Source organism: Candidatus Accumulibacter sp. ACC012 (genome assembly GCF_907163155.1).
Classification (GTDB): domain Bacteria; phylum Pseudomonadota; class Gammaproteobacteria; order Burkholderiales; family Rhodocyclaceae; genus Accumulibacter; species Accumulibacter delftensis.
This window is the reverse complement of the sequence record NZ_CAJQUC010000014.1, coordinates 159,711-178,905: the sequence shown is the minus strand read 5'-3', so window position 1 is coordinate 178,905 and position 19,195 is coordinate 159,711. Positions and strand designations below refer to the sequence as shown.

The following is a 19,195-nucleotide window of genomic DNA, read 5'->3' as shown; positions in this document are numbered from 1 at the left end:
TCAAACCTCGTTCTGGAAATGGTGAAGAAGGCGCTGCGGCAGCCAATCAAGGTGCCCAGGCGGCTGGCCAGCGACGAAGCCGACATGGCCGCCACGCGCCGGGAATTCGCGCTGCACGCTGGCCGATACCTGGCTGGCTGTGGGCAGCGCCTGCTCTGGCAGGAAGGGATCGTTGCGCGCGTTGAGCAGTAGCGTCGGCAGGCAAATGCTGGCCAGCCAGGGCTTGCTCGAGGCACGTCGCCAGTAGTCGTCGGCGCTGGCGAAGCCGTGCAGCGGCGCGGTGACTGCCTCGTCGAAGTCGTGCAGATTGCTCGCCGCCCGCATCCGCCGCTCGTCGAAAATGCCAGGGTGACGGCGCAGCTTGTCGGCTGCCTTACGCTTCAGCGTGTGCAGGAAGTGCCGGGTATAGAGGCGGTTGAAGCCGCGTGCCAGCTGGTGGCCGGAGACGTTGAGGTCGAGCGGGGCGCTGACCGCTGCTGCTGCACGCAGACAGTCGGCGGCATCCGTTTCGCGTTCACCGAGCCATTTGAGCAGCGCATTGCCACCTAGCGAGACACCGATGGCGTAGCGCGGGCGGTGCGGGAAGAGCTGTTGCAGGCGGCGCAGAATCCAGTCGATCTCGTCGCTGTCACCGGAATGGTAGGCGCGCGGCAGGCGATTTATCTCGCCCGAGCAGCCGCGGAAATGCACCACTACGCCGGTCCAGCCGATGGCCGCGGTGGCGCGCATCAGCGAGCTCGCGTAGTGGCTGGCGGAACTGCCTTCAAGACCGTGAAACAGCACCAGCAGCGGCGCGGAGTTCGGCGCAGCGTTGGTCGCAGCGGTGGTCGTAATCTCCGGCGCCAGGCACGGCGGGCGGGGATCGCTCCAGTCAAGGTCAATGAAATCATCGTCGGGCGTTTGCCAGCGCTCGCGGCGATAACCCGGAGAAGGTGACTTGATGAGCAGTGGGTAGATGGTCTGGGCGTGACCGCCGGGGAGCCAGGAAGGCGCTGGGTAGCCGGTCAATGCAAAACCCGTTGGCTGGTTTCCTCGCGCTCACCGGCGCGCTTGTCGGCCAGGTCGCGATCGGCGGCGGTCGACGAATGATGCGCGAGCAGGCGCCAGCCGTTGGTGCCACGCTGAAAAACGTTGGTGGCGAGCATCGGGCCATGTGCCTTTTCCTCGTCGCCGATGTACAGCGTTTCAACGACGTTGTGTACCGCCAGCAGCATGCTGTTCCAGCGCAGGACGCGCGACAGGCGCACTTTCAGGCGCGCGTTGTTGGCGAAAATGCTGCGCCAGCTGTCACGGATGGCCACTGTGCCGCTCAGCCGCTGGCCGGTCGGGTGGATGCAGACGATGTCTTCGTCGTCGGCCCAGACGCTCATCAGGGCACGCAGATCGGCGCGGGCGATGGCGTCGTAAAAAGCGGCTTCGACGTCGGCGGGGCTGGCGAAGGTGGCGATCATGCCGTGCTCCTCGACAGGCAGGCGTCGAGCACGCGCAGCGGCTCGAGCTTGTTCAGGCAGTCGAGATGGCCAAGCGGACATTCGCGCTTGAAGCAGGGACTGCAGGCAAGCGCGAGGCTGATGACCTGCGCCCGCTCCGACAGCGGCGGCGTGAAGCCGGGCGACGACGAGCCATAGACGGCAATCAGCGGTCGGCCGAGGGCGGCGGCGACGTGCATCAGGCCGGAATCGTTGCAGACGACGAAAGAGGCCGCGGCCAGCAGGTCGATCGCCTGACGCAGCGAAGTGCTGCCGCAAAAGTTGCGTGGCGCGCTGGCCCGATCGGCCAGCTCGGTGATCTCGTCGGCGATCGGCCGGTCCTTTGCTGAGCCGAGCAGCCAGATGGCGTAGCCACGTGCTGCCAGTGCGTCGGCTAAGGTCGCGAAATGACGTGCCGGCCAGCGCTTGGCCGGGCCGTATTCGGCGCCGGGGCAGAATACCGCCAGTTTTTCGGGGCGGTCTACGGCAAGTTCGGCGCGGGTTGCGGCGCCTTGTTCGCGGCTCGAAGTCAGTCGCGGCAAGGGTAGCGGTCGCGGTAGCGGAGCGCCGGGGGCTTCGGCGAGTTGGGCGAAGCGTTCCGCCATCTGCGGCAGCAGAGTCTTGTCGAGCGTATGGCGCTGGTTGATCAGGCCGTAGCGCTTCTCGCCGACAAAGCCGATGCGTTCGGGAATGCCGGCGAAGAACGGCACCAGCGCTGATTTCAGTGAATTGGGCAGGACGTAGGCCCGCTGGTAGCCGGCCGCCGCCAGTTGGCGCGCTAGACGATGACGTGCTTGCAGCGACAATTCGCCGTGGGCGAAGGGGCTGTCGACAAGCTTTGTGATTTCCGGCATGCGCTCCAGGACCGGTGCCACCCAGCGTGGCGCGAGAGCGTCAAGCTGCAGGCCTGGCGTGCGTTCGTGTAGCCGCCGGAATAGAGGTTGCGCGAGAACCGTGTCGCCGATCCACGACGGGGCGACAATCAGTGCTTTCATGAGCCTTGCTTCAGTCGGCTATCCGTCGCCGGCAGCCGCCGACGATCAGTGGTGGCCCTTTGGCAATTCGCCGGTCAGCACGTAGTGCGCACTGCAGTACGGGCAGACGGCCTCCCCGGTGTGGGTGATATCGAGAAATACGCGCGGATGCCGAGCCCAGAGCGGTGCGTCGCTGGTTGGGCAATGCAGGGGCAAATCCTTGGCGCCGATCGCGATGGGCTTCTGCTGGATGTTCTGGGGCATGGTGGCAACCTTGCAAACTGGGTTAGACGTAGGCGAGCCAGTCTGCATGCGCCGGAATGCGGCCGTTCACGCAGTCGAAGTACAGGCTCTGGATGCGGGTGGTGATTGGCCCGCGGTGGCCGGCACCAATCTGGCGATTGTCGAGTTCACGAATCGGCGTCACTTCAGCAGCGGTGCCGGTAAAGAAGGCTTCATCGGCGCAATACACTTCGTCGCGCGTGATCCGCTTTTCGATCACCGGAATGCCCAGTTCATCAGCAAGTTGGAGCACCGAGGCACGGGTGATGCCTTCGAGGCAGGAGGTCAGGTCCGGGGTGTACAGCTTGCCGCGCTTGACGATGAAAATATTCTCGCCGGCACCCTCGGCGACATAGCCATCGACGTCGAGCAGCAGTGCCTCGTCGTAGCCGTCGTGCGCCACTTCCTGATGGGCGAGGATCGAGTTGGTGTAGGTGCCGACCGACTTCGAGCGGCACATGTTGATGTTCACGTGATGGCGAGTGAATGAAGAGGTCTTGACGCGGATACCTTTTTCCATGCCCTCGGCACCAAGGTAGGCGCCCCACGGCCAGGCGGCGATGGCCACGTGCGTACTGATCGCCGTGGCGGCGATGCCCATGGCTTCGGAACCGTAGAAGACGATTGGCCGGATGTAGCACGACTCGAGTGCGTTGGCGCGGACCACTTCCTTCTGCGCTTCGAGCAGTGTTTCCTTGTCATAAGGCATTTTCATCTGGAAAATGTACGCCGAATTGAACAGCCGGTCGGTGTGCTCTTCGAGACGGAAAATGGCGGTACCCTTATCGGCCTTGTAGGCGCGGATGCCTTCAAACACGCCCATCCCGTAGTGCAGGGTGTGGGTTAGCACGTGCGTCGTTGCCTCGCGCCACGGCACCAGCTTGCCGTCGTGCCAGATGAATCCGTCGCGATCCGCCATGGACATGGTTTGCTCTCCCTTTGCTGGAAATGCTGAAACGGAAAGTTTAGCCGATTTCGCTTCTCGGTTGGCGGTAAAATGGCGTGTTGTCTCTATTCGCAGGGCTTGTCGAATGGTCTGGAAACCCAACGTCACCGTCGCCGCGGTGCTCGAACGCGATGGCCGCTTCCTGCTCGTCGAAGAGGAAACGGAGTACGGTGTCTGCTACAACCAGCCGGCAGGCCACCTCGAATGCCGCGAATCGCTGCTTGCTGCGGTGATCCGCGAAACGCTCGAAGAGACGGCCTATACGCTGAATCCACAGTACCTGCTTGGCGTTTACAACTGCCGCAACGACGCTCGTGACGTGACCTACCTGCGCTTCAGCTTCGGCGGCGAGATCCTCGCTCATGATCCCGATCGACCGCTTGACAACGGCATTCTTGCCGCGCACTGGCTGACGCTTGCCGAGATCCGCGCACTGCAGGCGCAGCATCGCAGCCCGCTGGTTCTGCGCTGCATCGAGGACTGGCTGGCGGGCAAGCGCTATCCACTGGAACTGCTGACCCATTGCTCATGAAATGGCTGCTGGCGCTGCCGCTGTTGGCGGCGATGGCACCCGCAAGCGCTGGCGAGACGATCAGCGTCTGTTACAACTACGCTTGTCTGGCACAGTCCCAAGTGCATTACGTAGACGCGCAACTGGCGCAGGTGCAGGCCCTTCTCGGCGCGGCAACGAGCGCCAGCGACGAGCGCGAGAAGCTGGCGCTGGCGATTGGCCAGTTGCATGGCTGGGCCGGCCGGCAGACGCCGATTGCTGCCGACCGTGGTGGCAACACGGCGGACGATGGCGTCTACGGGCGCATGGATTGCATCGACCACTCGACCACGACCACACGCCTGTTGCGCTTGCTGGAGGAGCGCGGCTGGCTGCGTTTCCATCGTGTCCTGGAGCCGGTATCGCGCGTTCTTTACGTGTTCCAGGTGCACTATTCGGCGCAGATCGAAGAGATCGCGGCAAGCGAGCCGGCAAGCGACACGGCTGACGTGGCCAAGCAAGCCGAAGCAGGGGCCGAGCAGGCCCGTTATGTGGTCGATACCTGGTTTCGCGACAATGGTCGGCCGGCGGTGGTGATCGGTTTGCAAGACTGGTTCGATGGCCAGGATGACGGGGATGGCGACGCTGGACGGGACGAAGGGGCGCAGCCGAAGATCGTCCTCGATGGTCGTGGCAAGGAACAGAATGTTGAACCCTAGCAAAGGCAATGGCATGAACGAGGCAAAGACAGTGGTCGTCGGCTTGTCCGGCGGCGTCGATTCAGCGGTGGCGGCCCTGCTGCTCAAGGAGCAGGGTTGGCATGTGCTCGGCCTGTTCATGAAGAACTGGGAGGACGATGACAGCGATGAGTACTGCTCCTCGCGACAGGACCTGGTCGATGTAATCAGCATTGCCGATAGGATCGGCATCGACGTCGAAGTGGTGAATTTCGCTGCCGCCTACAAGGAGCGCGTCTTCGCCCACTTTCTCAAGGAATACCAGGCCGGTCGCACGCCGAACCCGGACGTGCTGTGTAACTCGGAGATCAAGTTCAGCGCTTTTCTTGAGCATGCAGTGAGCATCGGTGCCGATTATATTGCCACCGGACATTACGCCGGCGTGCGCGAGTTTGCCGGCGCTTTCCAGTTGCTCAAGGCCGAGGACGGTACCAAGGACCAGAGCTATTTCCTGCACCGCCTAAATCAGCAGCAGTTGGCAAAGACGCTGTTCCCGCTGGCTGGTCTGTACAAGCGCGAGGTACGCAAGAGGGCCGAGGCGGCCGGCTTGCACGTCGCGCTCAAGAAGGATTCGACGGGTATTTGCTTCATCGGCGAGCGGCCGTTCAAGGAGTTCCTGATGCGCTACCTGCCGCCGCAGAAGGGCGAGATTCGCAGCCTCGATGACGAGCGCCTGCTGGGCGAGCACGATGGCATTGCCTATCACACCATCGGCCAGCGCAAGGGCCTGCACATCGGTGGCGTCAAAGGGGGCAAGAGTGGTGACAGTGGCGACCACGACGCCTGGTTCGTGGCCCGTAAGGACATTGCCAGCAACACCCTTTACGTCGTGCAGGGGCACGCGCATGCGGCGCTACTGGCCGATGAACTGCGTGCCGAGGATCTCTCCTGGGTGGCCGGCGCAGCAGCACATACGCACTGGGTGTACACCGCCAAGACGCGCTACCGCCAGGCCGACGCCGCCTGCGAAATCGAGCGCGTCGACGCGGATTCCTGCCAGATCCGCTTTGCCGAAGCGCAGTGGGCCGTCACGCCGGGCCAGTCGGTGGTGGTCTACGAAAGCCGGGTCTGCCTCGGCGGCGGCGTCATCGCTTGAACCGGGTGCTGTCCAGCGCAGTCGCGGCGCGGGGGCGCAGGGCGACGGCTGCCGCGGCGAGCCATTTGCCGGTCGTCTGCAGGGGCGCTCCGTGACGATGACTGCGGTGACGGTGGCTGCACCGCACTATCGGCGAAATATTGGCCTGTTGGCGGCCGCGCAGGCCTTGCTGCTGACCAACGGGGTAACGCTGGTGGCGATCAATGGCCTGCTCGGCTTGCAACTCGCGACCGACCAGCGCCTGGCGACCCTGCCGATCACCACCTACGTCATCGGTGCTGCGCTGGCGGCCGTGCCGGCGGCACTGTTCATGAAGCGCCATGGGCGGCGCGCCGGTTTCATGCTTGGCGCAGCTTTCGGGATCGCTGGCGCGCTGTTGTCCGCTTTCGCAGTGCACGCGGCCAGCTTCTGGCTGCTGTGCTTGGGAACCGTCTTTGCCGGCGTCTACAACGCTTTTGGCCAGCAGTATCGCTTTGCCGCCGTCGACGCTGCGCCGGCCGACTGGACCAGCAAGGCGATTTCGCTGACTCTGGCCGGCGGCATCGTCGGTGGCGTCATTGGCCCGCAGGTCGGCATACTGACCCGCCATCTGCTGCCAACGACCTACCTGGCGAGCTACGTCGCGCTGGCCGCATTTGCTGCGCTGGCGATGCTGATCGCCAGCCGGCTCGATATTCCGTTGCTGGCTGTTCGCGAACAGCAGGCTGCCGGGCGCCCGTTCGCGGAGATCGCATGCCAGCCGACATTCATCGTCGCCGTCCTCGCTGCCGCTTGCGGCTACGCGACGATGAACCTGCTGATGACGGCGACGCCCTTGGCGATGGATATCTGTGGTCTGCCTTTCGCCGACACCGCTTTCATCCTGCAATGGCACGTGATCGGCATGTTCGCCCCATCGTTCTTCACGGGCCACCTGATCAAGCGCTTTGGCGTGCTCCTTGTGCTGCTCGTCGGTGCAGCCCTGGTGCTGGTGTGCATCGGTGTTGCGCTGTCCGGTGTCAGCCTGATGCACTTCTGGTGGGCCTTGCTGCTGCTCGGCATCGGCTGGAATTTCCTCTTCGTCGGCGGCACGACCCTGCTGATTGAAAGCTGCCGCCCCGAGGAGAAAGCGAAAGTGCAGGGCAGCAACGATTTCATCGTGCTTGGCGTACAGGGGCTGACCTCATTTGCCGCCGGCCTGTTGATCAGCGACGGTGGCTGGGCGACGCTCAACCTCCTCGCACTGCCGATTGTTTCGCTGACTGCGCTGGCCAGTTTGGGCTTGGCGATCAGCCGACGTCGACACGCCTGAGGCATTGCAGGCGCGCGCTGCCCGGCCTCCCGAAGCGAGCCTGGTCCCTGCGTCGCCAAGACGCAATGGCACTCGTAGGTGTCGGGAAATTTTACAGTCTCAGGCTGTGCGGCTGCTAAGTGTATGAAATATATAGATGGCACGTTTTTTGCATCCCAGGGTCCGGGCGCTGTCGACTTGTCTCGATTGGTGACAAAGCAGTAGGCGGGTCGTGGCAGTCGGGGCGGTGCTGGGCAGCAAATCCATCCGGGTGAATGTTGTTTTGGGGGGACTTACGCATGCGTAGATATCTCATTGGCTGCTTGGCGGCCGTCGCACTTGTCATGCCTGTTGCGGCCTTGGCAGGTTTCTCGAACATGTACGTTTTTGGCGACAGTTTGTCCGACAACGGCAATCTGTATGGCTGGACCGGGGCTCCGAACCCGGTTACTGGCGTGACGCCGATTCCAGTCGCACCACCGTACTCGCCAGGGCGCTTCCAGAATGGTCCAAGTTATTCCGAACTGCTATGGACTGGGCTGCAGGCCGCCAATCACCTGCCGGCTGGGGGCGACCTCAAGCCGCGGGGCTTGTTGCCGTGGGGGCCGCCTGCGCTCGACCCGAATCCTCCGGCCGGGACCAACTACGCTGTCGGTGGCGCCCGTTCGCGTTACCACCGCTTTGACGTACCAACCGATCCGAAAACGCAGCGACTCGTGCCCCCGGTGACTACGCCTTTAGGCGCTGCCACTTTTTATCCGTTCAGTCTGCGTGGACAATTTGCCCAGTTTGCGATGGACGTCAGCGGTAGTGTCGATCCCGACGCACTGTTCGTCGACCCCAGCGCACTGTTCGTCGTCTGGTCCGGTTCGAACGACGTCGGCGACGCGCTGCTGCTGTTCGACCCCGCTGCCGCTGACCCGTTTGCCAATGTCAATCTTCGCATGCAAGAAGCGCTGCAGGATGTCGGGACGGTGCTCGGTGGCCTGGTCACCGCTGGCGCCGAGTACCTGTTGGTACCTAACGTTCCGGACCTGGGTCTGACTCCCGAGCTTAATGTGAGCCCTGGAGCCGCGTTCCTGGCCACCGGCTTGTCGGCGGCCTACAATGCTGCGCTCGAGGGGATCATCGCGGGTCTGTTCAGCATCAACCCCAACCTTACCGTTTATTCCTTCGATACCTTTGCTCTGTTGCAACAGGTGGCCGCTCACCCCGGCGACTTCGGATTCACCAACGTGACCGAGCCGTGCCTGGTGAATTTCTTCGTCGGCGGCGCCATCGATCCCGCTGAGCCCGTCACAGTTTGCCCCAACCCCGACGAGTTCCTGTTTTGGGACATCAACCATCCGAGTGCTGCTACCCAGCGGATTCTGGCGAACGGTATGCTGTCGGCGATTCCCGAGCCTGGCAGCTGGCTGCTTGTCGGCATTGGCTTGGTGGCGCTTTCCTTGAGAAGGAGCGGACGGCGTGCCACGACGGTGCCGGCGGCGAGTTTCGCACGGGTCTAGAGTGCCTCAAAAAAAAGCTACGTACTTGTTGGGCTGCGGTCGGTGCCGGTGGCGCGCCGATCGCTTCGCGGGCGCGCTGGATCCCTCGCCGCTGGCACGCCAGACGCCAGACGTATCGCGTCGGATGGTCGCTGCGCTCCGTCAGAAAACTGGTGATGGTGTTCGCCAGTTCCTTGACGGAAGCAAAGCGATCGGCAGTGCCGCGCATTGAAACGTCGCCGAAGAATCGTTCCGTCAGATCGAGCCCGGACGATGAGGTCCGTGCGAAGTGCGCGTGAACGTGTGGATTGGATGCGCCTGCAGCCAGGCCTTTACCTCAGCATGCTTATCGCTCGCATGGTTGTTGCCGACCAAGCGGATGGGCAATTCTTTGGAGGTTTCACGGTCGATTTTCTTGCGGAAGGGCAAACGTTCCATGATGCAGCTGCCGCTCGCCATTGATCGTGATCAGTTCGCCTTCCAGAGAGTTCGGTGAATGGCGTGAGGGTGCCGTTACCCAGAAGTTTTCTTGCCGGTGCCGGCAGCCATGCCGCGGCAGCTCCTGCGTCCCACCGTTTGCGGGCAGCGGTCTCGATCAACTGCCCGACTGCCAGCGTGGGTACATTTGGCTTCCGGCCCCGGTCGGCGGCATCTGGCAGGCGAGCAGGTCGCTGTTGCGCAACGCGCCGGCACCAGTGATGATCCATGCTCACCCGCGTCACACTCAATGCGGCGCCGATGGTTTCCGGTTTCTGGTCTGCGGAGGCCGGCAGGATGATCTGCGCGCGCAAGCGGTCTGGAATCGCCGCGGACTGGCTTGCGTGCGCCTTCAGCATCAAGCACAATCGATGTTGTCGGTATTGCTCGGTCCTCCACGAGCGCGTCCCTGCCGTATCGATCAGATGTTGGCTAGATCGAGGCATGGGAGAGACACTGCGCCAGCACGGCTGAACGACGCGGCTGCCAGCGAACGTTCTATGGCTCCTGCACTAGTTTCCACTGTCGGTATTTTTTACACTTTTGTAAGAGTGTCTGGGTTGTCTTTGTGTAAGTGATTGACCTAAAAGAAAAAAAAAGACTGGCATGGAGATTGCTTTGTTCTTGACAGGTGCAGCGTTAGTGGCACCACACGATTAACACGATAAGTCCCTTGGAGGTAAATATGAAATTTAAGAAATCTCTTCTGTCGGCTCTGGTTGTCTCTGGACTGAGTCTGGCCGGCAGCGCCCATGCTGGGCAAACCAATTTCAACTGGGGTAACGGTGTGCCCGGAAATCTGGCCCTGAACCAGACCAGCCTTGACTGGAACGAGCAGGGTAGCGGCGTCGCCAAGGGCCGCGGTCCCTTCGGGAACGTCCCCGCCTTGCTGCCGGGCCAGAAATTCCAGTTCCTTTACCAGTCCAACCTGGTTAACGTGAACCCGACCGGTACTCCTGTTGCGGGTCTTGACACCAGCTCCAATGGTGTCTGGGCCTCGCCTAGCAGCTTCGAATTCACGCTGGTTGCCACGATCAACGAGGTCGTGGATACCCTTACTGCGATTCCAGGCGCTCCAGGCGATCCAGACGTCGGCTACTTCGCATCTTTTGGGCTTGATACGTCTCTGCACAGTTCCATTTCGATCTACTACGATTCGGCGGCGGGCGGCGGCCTTAATGCTAGTACCGCAACAGGCACCGGTTTCGATGACGGCCTGGAAGTCCTGCGCATGACCGTGGATACCGGTGTTCCGGGCTTCGCGACGCTGAGCAGTTTCCTTGCGACGACCGCAGGCCCAGGGGCGGGTACCGGGCAAGGGTCGGCCAAGATACATGCCGCCAAGGACTTGGCTTTCGGTGACTTTGTCGACGAGAACTATTTCCAGGGCCTGCTTGATTTCATCTGGGACTCTGAGTTCCAAAGCAACCTCAACTACCCGTCCGGTACTTCGTCGACGATTGGTTTTCATGTTGGTGGGGACCCTATGTATCCCAGCTATGCCGTGGTTCCCTGCACGCCTGGCGCCACCACTTGCGACCTGCTGCTTAAAGTCGATGGCCAGAGCGAGTTCACTGTCCCAATGGATGTACCGGAACCCGCGAGCCTCGTGCTCCTTGGACTTGGGCTGCTGGGTCTTGGCGCTACGCGCCGCCGCCAGGCCTGACAGCACGGAGTTCGCCAATACTTGGCAACCCCGGAACCCGACCGCGAGGTCGGGTTTTTTTTTGTGGTGCGCCCAGCATGGGCGCACTCTTGCGGGTGCAAGTCACCGTCGTAAGTCGATCTGCTGCCGCGCCTCGTCAAACTGACGGGCATGTTCGCAAGGGCGCGGTTTTCTCCGTGCTTAGTGCTTAGCTGCCGGGGGAAAACATCCGGCTGACCTGTCGAATCACGAATTTGGCAGGGAGCAAAGCAAATAGCCGTTGCCACAGCGTGCCACGGGCGGCGGTCACCACTGCTGTCGCCTTCGCGAGATGTCGCAGCGATAGGCGTACCGGATAGGAGGCCCCTACTGTCGTGCCAATGCCTTTTCCACGAGTACCTGCCTGTGCGCCTGGCAATTCGGTTGGCGTTGGACCGGGGAGCAGGGTCTGCACCAGCACCCCGTGCTTGCGCCACTCTTCGTGCAGGGCCTGACTGAAGTTGTGCACGAAGGCCTTGCTCGCTGCATAGACGGCCAGGAACGGGACCGGTTGATAAGCGGCCGGCGAGGAGACGTTGATGATCGCGCTATCGTGATGTGAAGCCAGGTCGTGCAGGAAGTTGTGACATAGATTGACGACGGCCAGGGCGTTAACCCGGATCAGCGCTTCGTAGGCCTGTGTCGTACCGGTTTCGAAGGGTGCCCAATGGCCGAGGGCGGCATTGTTTACAAGAAGCCGGATCTTGATCCCCTGCCGCTGCAAAAGCTGGTGCAGTTCTTCCGCAGCCATTGCTTGCGCGAGATCGATGGGTAGATCCAAGGCCTCGATGCCGTGTCGCGCACGCAGGTTTGTGGCGAGGGATTTCAGCCGATCGGCGCGCCGCGCGACCAATACCAGGTTAACCCCGGCAGCCGCCAGTTGCAGGGCGAACTCCTGGCCAATTCCCGATGAGGCGCCGGTTACCAGGGCCCAGTCCCCTTTCAGATCCTCCAGATGCATGCGAGCCCTTCCGTGTGGCTGTGGAAAGTCATGTGCAGCACCCGACACCGTACACGTAGTCGCCTCCCCCCTTCTCGACCCAGTTGTTCCCGACGCAAAAACGCTGTCGCTCCAGTTCCGCGATAAATTCCTGTGTGCTGAAACGGTTCTCGGCAGGATGCTCCAGGAAGGTTCGAGCGAACCACTTGTCCAGGAAGTGGCGGGTCACCTCCTGAAAATAAAAACGGCCCCCGGGTTTCAGTACCCTGCGGATTTCGGCCACGCCATCCTGCCAGACCGGGACATGGTGCAGGATAGCGAAGTCAAAAACGGCATCATAGGTGGCATCCTCGACATCAAGTTGGGTCACGTCGCCCAACGACAAGCGCAGGCGGTCGCTGGGATAGCCAGCTAGCCTCTTGCGGGCCAGCTTGATCATGTCAGGATCCACGTCGAGGGCGTGGACTTCTTTGGCAGCGAAGCGTTCCAGGATCTCCTCCGTGCCTACGCCGCGGCCGCAACCCACCTCCAGGACCACTAGTCCGTCGGTGCGGCCGCCCAGTTTTTCCAAGAGAGGGGCCTCGTATTGGCGCTGAAAGGCCGCCCGGATCGGGTTGTTCATCAGGAACTTCTCGACGCTGTTCATCTTCATGGGTAATTCCTCAATCAGGCGCGGGCTGGCGCAGGAGCACCGCTGGCTCGCATGCGGAAGGGGCGAAATAGCCGAAAAAAGCGTAAAAGATGAGGCTCGGTCGTCTCAGCAAAACTCTTGCCGCGTCCGGAGCCATGGCCCGGTCCATGTTGTGGTCTAGCGCCGCGTTGAATTCATCAAGGAAACGGTAATTGGCAAAAGGAATGAGGGTATCCATGTAGGACCGTCGCCAGTTGCGCACCAGATTCATGCCTGTTTCGGCAGCGAGCTGCTGTAGTCCCTGTTCGGTAAGGATCACACGGTGAAAAGGTTGGTGCAGTCGCATCAGGTGGGGCGCCAGATTGCTCATGTCCACCGGCTCCGAATCAGCGGTGCCGACATAGAGTAGCCCTCCTGGTCGCACATGGCGGACACAATCCGCCAGCATCGCGCGCGGGTCGTCCACATGCTCGATGACGTCGTTTGCCAGCACGCAGTCGAACTGCCCTGTGGGCGGCCGCGAGAATTCCCTTACGTATGGGTCGTATCCAGTCAGCTTTCGGTAACCGCGCCGCTCTAAGAACTCAAGGAAAATACCGTTACCACAGCCGTAGTCCAGAATTGCCGCATCCTTGCTAAGACCAGCCTCCGTGAGACGGCTTAACAGATTGTTCAGGGTGCCCCTGGCGAAGACGTCCAGACGTCGCTTGTTGGGAGGATAGTCGCGATAGATGTCGACCATATCCACCGCATCCAGGCTGTGGAGGGTGAGGCACTGCGGGCATTTCCATAGTCGGAATAGCCGTTCCAGGAAACGCGCGGTATTTCCCCTGACGCTACCATATTCCCTTGTTAGCAGGGGTTCGGCAACATGACCACAGAGGGCACATGCAATAGCGGGTGTGTCAGATGGCATTTGTCGATCCTTCATTGGCATGTTCGATGCTCGTGGTGAAGCTTACGCAAGGATTCGCTCAGCGACCCGCAAGGCGTTGGCGGCAATCGTCAGCGCGGGATTGCTTCCGCCGCTACTTGGGAAAAACGAGGCGTCAACGATATATAGGTTGTCGATATCATGCGCCCGGCAGTCCGGGTCAAGAACGCTATCGGCCTTGTCCGTCCCCATGCGACAGGTGCCGCACACATGTGCGATCCGTTCATTATTCTCCGCCTGCTTGATCAGCATCGGTCGGCGGGGGCCCAGGGTATTCCGCAGGAGCGCCCGCATGGCCTTGATCCGCTCCTTGTCATAGGGGCGGATGCGGTATTGAAACGCCAGTTGGCCCTCCTCCAGTGAGACGTGGTTTTCGTAATAGGGCAAGTCCTCCATGAGGCTGGCCAACACTACGCCGCGTTCCGAGAGACGGTGAAGAAACGCCGTTACGAGAGGCTTGAGCAGGTTGAACGGCCCTAGCAACCATGGTGCCGGACCGTTGCGAATATCGCTGCAGAGGTTTTCAGCCAGCAGGGCCGCCGGAGGCAGTTGGCCAAAAGACTGCACCGAGCCCAGCTTCTCGTCCCCCATTTGATAGAAGTCGTTAAAGGCGATCGTCTTGTCCGCGTTGCCATCGGAGCGATTCCGCTTCATGACATAAAGATCAACGTAGTGGCGCATCATGCATCTGCCAACAAATCCGGAGGTGTTTGCCAAGCCGAGCGGCCACTGCGATGATTTTGAAGCAAGCAGGATGGCGGGGGTGTGCAGGGCACCTGCCGCGAGTACCACCATTTTTCCTTGAACAGAAAACTGTCGACCCTTGCGGATACAGTTTACGCCTGTGACCCGGGTGTCCGAGGCCTGCAGCGAAACGATCTGGCATTCATCCAACAAGGTCGCACCGTATTGGGTAAGCGCGGGTTCAAGGCAGATGCGTGCACTATCGTTCTTGCAGCCTTGCTTGCACAGGTAACCTTGACAGAGTTGGCAAGTGGCAACATATTCACAGGCCATATGTAGCCGGTAGGGATGCAGGCCACGGCCCGCAAGAAAATCGAACAACTCCTGTTGGCCGCCAGGCATCGGGCTAGGCGTCAGCAACTGACCGGGCGCTTCGTTGCGCAGCGGATCTGCTTCTCCTCGTACGCGGTAGAGGGCCTCGGCTCGAGCGTAGTAAGGTTCGAGGTCCTGATAAGAAATGGGCCAGGACTCGGGCAGGTCGGTTCCGTATGCGCCCGGGTGATTCCGGCGCGGGACGAAGTCGGCGGGGAAGAAGCGCTCCAGCGCCATACCGTAAAGTGCGCTGGAGCCCCCGATTCCCGAGCCGATAAACGGGATGAATGGCTTGCTGCGGCGATCGGAACGGTCAAGAATCTCCTCGTCGTGACGGCCTCCACGCCTGAGAATGTCCTTGAACTCGACCTGATCATGCCACGGGTCGTCGGCGAAAGTCTCGGGATAGTCTCCGCAGAGACTGTTCTTCGCCCCGCTCCCTGGGTACGATCGCCCTCGTTCGCAGAACAGTACGCTCAAACCCGCCTTGGCTAGTGCGTAGCCCAGCGTCGCCCCGCCCATGCCGGTGCCGACAATAACCACGTCCCACGTTTGATCGGTTGGGTTCATTGCTGAGGCGCCTCTCATTGCTAGGACAGGAGGCTGGCAAGCAGAGCGGGGAAGCTTTCTTCGACCCGGCGTTTTGAGCACAGTGTCTGAATCTGTCGTGCGGACCTGCAATAGGGGCTCTCGTCTGCCAGCATGGCCATGACCAAGCCTGCCAGCGCGGTTGCCGAGGCCTGTTCACTGCGTACCATCATACCTGCGCCGTAGTCTTGCAGGTAACGCATGTTGAGGAACTGGTCGAGATTGCCGGGAATCCCAAGGACCGGACGACCCGCCGCGAGAGCAAGATAGCTGGTCGGACTGCCGCCATTACAGATCACCAGATCGGACCGGGCGATGGCCTGGGCTGCGGGGAGGTAATTCGCCACATGGAGTCGTTCTCCATATACCCTGTCGATGGGCATTCGCCCCGCAGTAGCCACCAGCAGGTGGACCGGAAGGCTCGATAAGCCGGCGAGAATTTCGGGTAGATACGCCACCGGACCGGAACTGCCCAGGCTGATGAACAGCGTCTTTTCGTCCAGGGGAATAGTGTGCCACCAATCCGGGAGATCCATGGAGGGTTCCCAGAGGACTGGCCCAATGTAGTGGTGATTGGGCGGCAAGGCATGCGTGGTGACCAATTCGGGCAGATCGGCATAGAGCACGTGATCGGCATCGGTGTAGGTCCGGCGGAGATCATGGCCGAGGCTGCGGAGCCCATGCCGGCGGCGTACGCGATTAAGCGGATGGCAATGGTATGCGAAGGCTAGCGGTCGGGTGATGTCGAAAATGAGTTGACTTACGCCGCTGCCGAATAATCCAACCATGGGTAGGTCGGGCACGGTGTAGCGGGGTTGCGCATAGGGACTCCAATAGGCATTGGTGATGGCGATGTAAGGTTTTTTCGCCAGACGACAGCTTACCGAAAGAGATAAGCGAAAGTCCCCAATCACGATGTCGGGATCGAATTCGTGCATGACTTCCAAGTCTTCCTGCACATAACGTTCCAGGGTTTCGACATCATAGACGGGGCTCCCCTTGGCGAGGGCCTGCAAGAAGTCCTGTGTCGGTATGGATCTGATCTGGCGGCTGGCAAAAGGGTGCCGACCGAGCAAGGCGTCGTAGCGGTCGTCCTTGGCAATACAAATCGCATAGTCCAGGGGGTTGAGAGTGGAAGCCAAAGCGAGCGGTCGAACGACATGCGCCAAGGTTACCGCTTCGGCGAACATTAGAATACGCTTCTTGTGCGGCTTCACTGGCGCCCCCCGGAGTCCTGAGAAAACGGTGTGCACTGAGCCAAGGCTGCCGACGCCATGGTCAAGGTGAGCGTATCGCTTCTGTCCCGAACACCGTTCCTTGGTCTCATACTCGCAGGAATTGTCCAGCGCTTTGTCATGCGCCCTGCCGTAGTGCGTCAACCACAGGCCAGCGTGATGCCCGGCGAGCGGGAATAATAGCCGCCAGGCAGGTGGCAATAAGGCCGACACTACCAGCACTCAATACGTCATCAAGATTCAGGCGAATAACAGCGGTATAGCCGATGTTGGAATTCGGGGGAGGGGGCATGGGGATGCCAATGGCTGAAACGATCCAGGCTAACACCACTCCGAGCGCCATACCGACGGTGGCACCAAGCAGGCCGAGCAGCGTACTTTCCAAAATGATCAGCTGAAATACGCGTGCCGGTCTGTCGCCCAGCGCCTGCAGTGTTCCAAATTCTCGCGTTCTCTCAAAGAGCGTCATGTTGATACTATTCGCGACGCTCAGCAGGACCATTGCCAATATGATCAGGCGTAGCACACCAAACTGTGCGGCATACAGTTCGACGGCTTTCTCGTAGAAGTCCGAAAGCTCCATCCAAGACATGACCTGAAGCTGTTGTCCGGACATCCTCTCCCGAACGGCATTGACGGCGCGCAGCGTATCATGCGTGTGCTCGAGGCTTATGACCACCACGTGTGCGCCTTCAGTGTCGAGCAGCTGGCGTGTCGCAGACAGAGGAATGCGCACCGATCGAGCGTCGAACTCTCTGGAAAAGCTCTGAAAGACGCCGACCAGCAGGAAGTCCTGCGTGTTCAGGGCGCCTTGTGCGACGCTGGCGACAAGGGTGACACGATCTCCTACTTGGAGGTCCAGAGTGCGCGCGACGCCTTCTCCGACGACCATCCCATCGAGATCATTGTCGGTGAGGGCGCGCCCTTCGATGTAGCGCAAGAAGCTACCGATTTTCGCCTCTCCGTCGGGCTCGATGCCATCCCCTATGATGCCGAGGTCGCGTTTGCCATTATTCAACATTCCAGAAAAGTTTATCCGGGAAACCACCTGCTCGATTCCCGGTTCTCCGGCAAGCAAGCTCTTGATACGCTCTGGCTGGGAAATCAGGTGCAAGTCGGATGCGCGCCTCCGGCTTTCACGAAATCCCTCTTGCGTCAGCTGTATGTGCCCAGTCTGCGAATGAATGGTGGCCTCACCGAGCTGTATGAAACTGTCTTGAACGAAGCCGCCAGCAACAATCAGGCTGGCGACCCCGAGACCGATCGCCGCCAACGTTGCCAGCGTGCGTGTACGATGGCGGAAGATATTTCGCATGGCGAGCGCGAATCGACCCGTAGCAGCGAACCTCACTGGTTAAACCTTAACGCGTCTACGATGTTCATGCGGCTGGCCCGCCCAGCCGGCAATGTGCTTGCCAGCAGGGTCGTCACCAGTGCCAAGACAAAAGCGTCAATTGCCATTCCAGACGTAACAAGGATCTCTGCTGTAAAGCCGGTGGTCATTCCAGGTGCAGGCGGCATGGGAATACCAACCACAGATATAATGGTAGCCAGTAACCAGCCGGCGGAAACCCCGACGACGCCACCAATCACGCCGATCAAGACGCCCTCGACAAGAAAAGTGGACAGCACTCGCGATCGACGCTGCCCAATTGCCATGATTGTTCCAATCTCGGTTGTTCGTTCAAGGACGCTCATGGTCTGAGTGTTGGAAATCGTAAGGAGGATGAGCGTCGCGATGATGTATTTCATCAGGTTGATCTGTTTGCTGTACAAAAGAACAGTCTTGTTGTAGAAGTCTGCCAGATCGGTCCACGGGATTACCTGAAAACTCTCGGTTGGGAGAACCTCGCGCAGGTGCTCAACCGTGGCCTTTGTTTGCTCCGTTCTGTCAAGCAAGACCACCCAGGACGTGGCACCGTCCACGCGCATCAGCTTGCGAGCCAGCTCGATTGGCAAACGTAAGGCATTGTCATCGAACTCCTTTGAGGCGGTAAAGAAGATTCCGGCAACCTTGATCTCGATCGCGTTTGGCCCGCCGCTTGCCGTTGTTACCAACAGGACGATATCGTCTCCCGGCTCCACGCCGAGGTTTTTGGCCAGGCCTTCGCCGAGCAAGGCCGCTTTTTCGTCCGAGCGGCTTAGCTTTTTTCCTGAGCGCAGGTTGATGTCATCGCTGATGGCGACCTCCCTTTCGGGTTCGACTCCTTCACCGATGAAGCTGACTGTCGAGTCCCCGTGGCTGAGCAATCCGCTGAACGCAAGTCGTTGCGCAACGCTGACGACTCCGTTTGCCTGCTGGATGGTCTCGAACTCGGGGGAAGTTGCCGGGAGAAGAAAGCGGTACGGATCCGCCACTCCCTTCACCATGTACCCGGGCCTGACAATCTGGACATGGCCCAGTTGCCAGCGGATCGTTGCTTCGCGCATGCTCTGGAATATCCACTCGATGAATCCGCCCGCGAGCAGAAAGGCTATTATTCCCATTGCTACCGTCAAGACCGCAACCAGCGTTCGATTGGGGTTGCGCCTGAGGCTTCGCGCGGCGAGGCGCAAGTCCATCATCAGAAAGCTGCTCATTGGCACGCGGGCCATGCTCCGAGGAAGAATGGTAGGATGGTAGGGCTGGAAATTGTACTACCAAACCTAATCCGGCGTGATTTCGGGGAGAGGACGAGAACATGGCGGCCGTTTACTACCATCCGGCGCTTTCAAAAACTACCGACTGGGTCTCGTGGGTCCTGGAGAGACGGCTTCCCGGTTTGATGCAGCGACTGCCGGTTCGCGGCCTTGGCCTTGGCACGCTGGCCTTCCGGGCGCCTTCGAGAGGCCTGCTTCGCTCCTCTCGACAGCGCTGGTGTCGGTGTTACGTCAGCGCTACGACGGAGACTTTGCAGTG

General features: G+C 60.8%; 19 protein-coding genes. 6 read left to right on the top strand and 13 right to left on the bottom strand.

The window, feature by feature from the left end; translation table 11 throughout:
• From QZ648_RS15030 to QZ648_RS15010, 5 genes are read right to left on the bottom strand one after another with little or no spacing between them, the layout of a single operon-like run.
• Positions 1–1,008, bottom strand: a complete 1,008-nt coding sequence (locus QZ648_RS15030; RefSeq protein WP_291997527.1) for a hydrolase — start codon at positions 1,006–1,008, stop codon at positions 1–3.
• Positions 1,005–1,451, bottom strand: a complete 447-nt coding sequence (locus QZ648_RS15025) for a nuclear transport factor 2 family protein (RefSeq protein ID WP_291997526.1) — start codon at positions 1,449–1,451, stop codon at positions 1,005–1,007. The genes QZ648_RS15030 and QZ648_RS15025 overlap by 4 nt, the downstream gene beginning before the upstream one ends.
• Positions 1,448–2,464, bottom strand: coding sequence for a lipopolysaccharide heptosyltransferase II (gene waaF, locus QZ648_RS15020; protein WP_291997525.1), 1,017 nt, complete (start codon positions 2,462–2,464; stop codon positions 1,448–1,450). The genes QZ648_RS15025 and waaF overlap by 4 nt, the downstream gene beginning before the upstream one ends.
• Before the next feature lie 45 nt (positions 2,465–2,509).
• Positions 2,510–2,707 carry a zinc-finger domain-containing protein gene (locus tag QZ648_RS15015; RefSeq protein ID WP_169065719.1) on the bottom strand — a complete coding sequence of 66 codons (198 nt, stop codon included), beginning with the start codon at positions 2,705–2,707 and terminating at the stop codon, positions 2,510–2,512.
• Between the two features lie 22 nt (positions 2,708–2,729).
• Positions 2,730–3,650 (bottom strand): branched-chain amino acid transaminase, encoded by a 921-nt coding sequence (locus QZ648_RS15010; RefSeq protein ID WP_169065718.1) that lies wholly within the window; start codon positions 3,648–3,650, stop codon positions 2,730–2,732.
• Positions 3,651–3,756: 106 nt separating this feature from the next.
• Between QZ648_RS15010 and QZ648_RS15005 the strand changes: the two genes are divergently transcribed.
• The 5 genes from QZ648_RS15005 (at position 3,757) to QZ648_RS14985 (ending at position 8,772) form a co-directional block, all read left to right on the top strand.
• Positions 3,757–4,203 carry an NUDIX hydrolase gene (locus QZ648_RS15005; RefSeq protein WP_169065717.1) on the top strand — a complete coding sequence of 149 codons (447 nt, stop codon included), beginning with the start codon at positions 3,757–3,759 and terminating at the stop codon, positions 4,201–4,203.
• The gene (locus tag QZ648_RS15000; RefSeq protein ID WP_291997524.1) at positions 4,200–4,880 is read left to right on the top strand and encodes a hypothetical protein; all 681 of its coding nucleotides are present in this window, start codon (positions 4,200–4,202) and stop codon (positions 4,878–4,880) included. Before QZ648_RS15005 ends, QZ648_RS15000 begins: the two co-directional genes overlap by 4 nt.
• Before the next feature lie 13 nt (positions 4,881–4,893).
• Complete coding sequence (mnmA, locus tag QZ648_RS14995) at positions 4,894–5,994, top strand: tRNA 2-thiouridine(34) synthase MnmA (RefSeq protein ID WP_169065716.1); 1,101 nt, start codon at positions 4,894–4,896, stop codon at positions 5,992–5,994.
• 97 nt (positions 5,995–6,091) lie between these two features.
• Positions 6,092–7,285, top strand: a complete 1,194-nt coding sequence (locus tag QZ648_RS14990; protein WP_291997600.1) for an MFS transporter — start codon at positions 6,092–6,094, stop codon at positions 7,283–7,285.
• 278 nt (positions 7,286–7,563) lie between these two features.
• On the top strand, positions 7,564–8,772 hold the full coding sequence (locus tag QZ648_RS14985) for an SGNH/GDSL hydrolase family protein (RefSeq protein ID WP_291997523.1): 1,209 nt from the start codon (positions 7,564–7,566) through the stop codon (positions 8,770–8,772).
• 234 nt (positions 8,773–9,006) lie between these two features.
• Here QZ648_RS14985 and QZ648_RS14980 read toward each other — a convergent pair whose 3' ends face one another.
• Entirely contained in the window at positions 9,007–9,189 is a 183-nt protein-coding gene (locus QZ648_RS14980) for a hypothetical protein (RefSeq protein ID WP_169065713.1), read from the bottom strand.
• Between the two features lie 724 nt (positions 9,190–9,913).
• Between QZ648_RS14980 and QZ648_RS14975 the strand changes: the two genes are divergently transcribed.
• Positions 9,914–10,894, top strand: a complete 981-nt coding sequence (locus QZ648_RS14975; RefSeq protein ID WP_169065712.1) for a PEP-CTERM sorting domain-containing protein — start codon at positions 9,914–9,916, stop codon at positions 10,892–10,894.
• A gap of 187 nt (positions 10,895–11,081) precedes the next feature.
• Here QZ648_RS14975 and QZ648_RS14970 read toward each other — a convergent pair whose 3' ends face one another.
• From QZ648_RS14970 to QZ648_RS14940, 7 genes are all read right to left on the bottom strand, one after another.
• A complete protein-coding gene (locus QZ648_RS14970) occupies positions 11,082–11,873 on the bottom strand; it encodes an SDR family NAD(P)-dependent oxidoreductase (RefSeq protein WP_291997522.1) in 792 nt (263 codons plus the stop codon).
• Positions 11,874–11,901: 28 nt separating this feature from the next.
• Positions 11,902–12,504: a class I SAM-dependent methyltransferase gene (locus tag QZ648_RS14965; RefSeq protein ID WP_291997521.1), complete on the bottom strand. Its 603-nt coding sequence runs from the start codon at positions 12,502–12,504 to the stop codon at positions 11,902–11,904.
• A 10-nt stretch (positions 12,505–12,514) separates the two neighbouring features.
• Entirely contained in the window at positions 12,515–13,225 is a 711-nt protein-coding gene (locus tag QZ648_RS14960; RefSeq protein WP_169065710.1) for a methyltransferase domain-containing protein, read from the bottom strand.
• Positions 13,226–13,441: 216 nt separating this feature from the next.
• Positions 13,442–15,043 carry a GMC family oxidoreductase gene (locus tag QZ648_RS14955; protein WP_169065709.1) on the bottom strand — a complete coding sequence of 534 codons (1,602 nt, stop codon included), beginning with the start codon at positions 15,041–15,043 and terminating at the stop codon, positions 13,442–13,444.
• A 20-nt stretch (positions 15,044–15,063) separates the two neighbouring features.
• Positions 15,064–16,278, bottom strand: coding sequence for a glycosyltransferase (locus tag QZ648_RS14950; RefSeq protein ID WP_169065708.1), 1,215 nt, complete (start codon positions 16,276–16,278; stop codon positions 15,064–15,066).
• Positions 16,279–16,414: 136 nt separating this feature from the next.
• The gene (locus QZ648_RS14945) at positions 16,415–17,611 is read right to left on the bottom strand and encodes an ABC transporter permease (RefSeq protein ID WP_169065707.1); all 1,197 of its coding nucleotides are present in this window, start codon (positions 17,609–17,611) and stop codon (positions 16,415–16,417) included.
• Between the two features lie 32 nt (positions 17,612–17,643).
• Complete coding sequence (locus QZ648_RS14940; RefSeq protein WP_291997520.1) at positions 17,644–18,876, bottom strand: FtsX-like permease family protein; 1,233 nt, start codon at positions 18,874–18,876, stop codon at positions 17,644–17,646.
• Between the last annotated feature and the right edge of the window lie 319 nt (positions 18,877–19,195).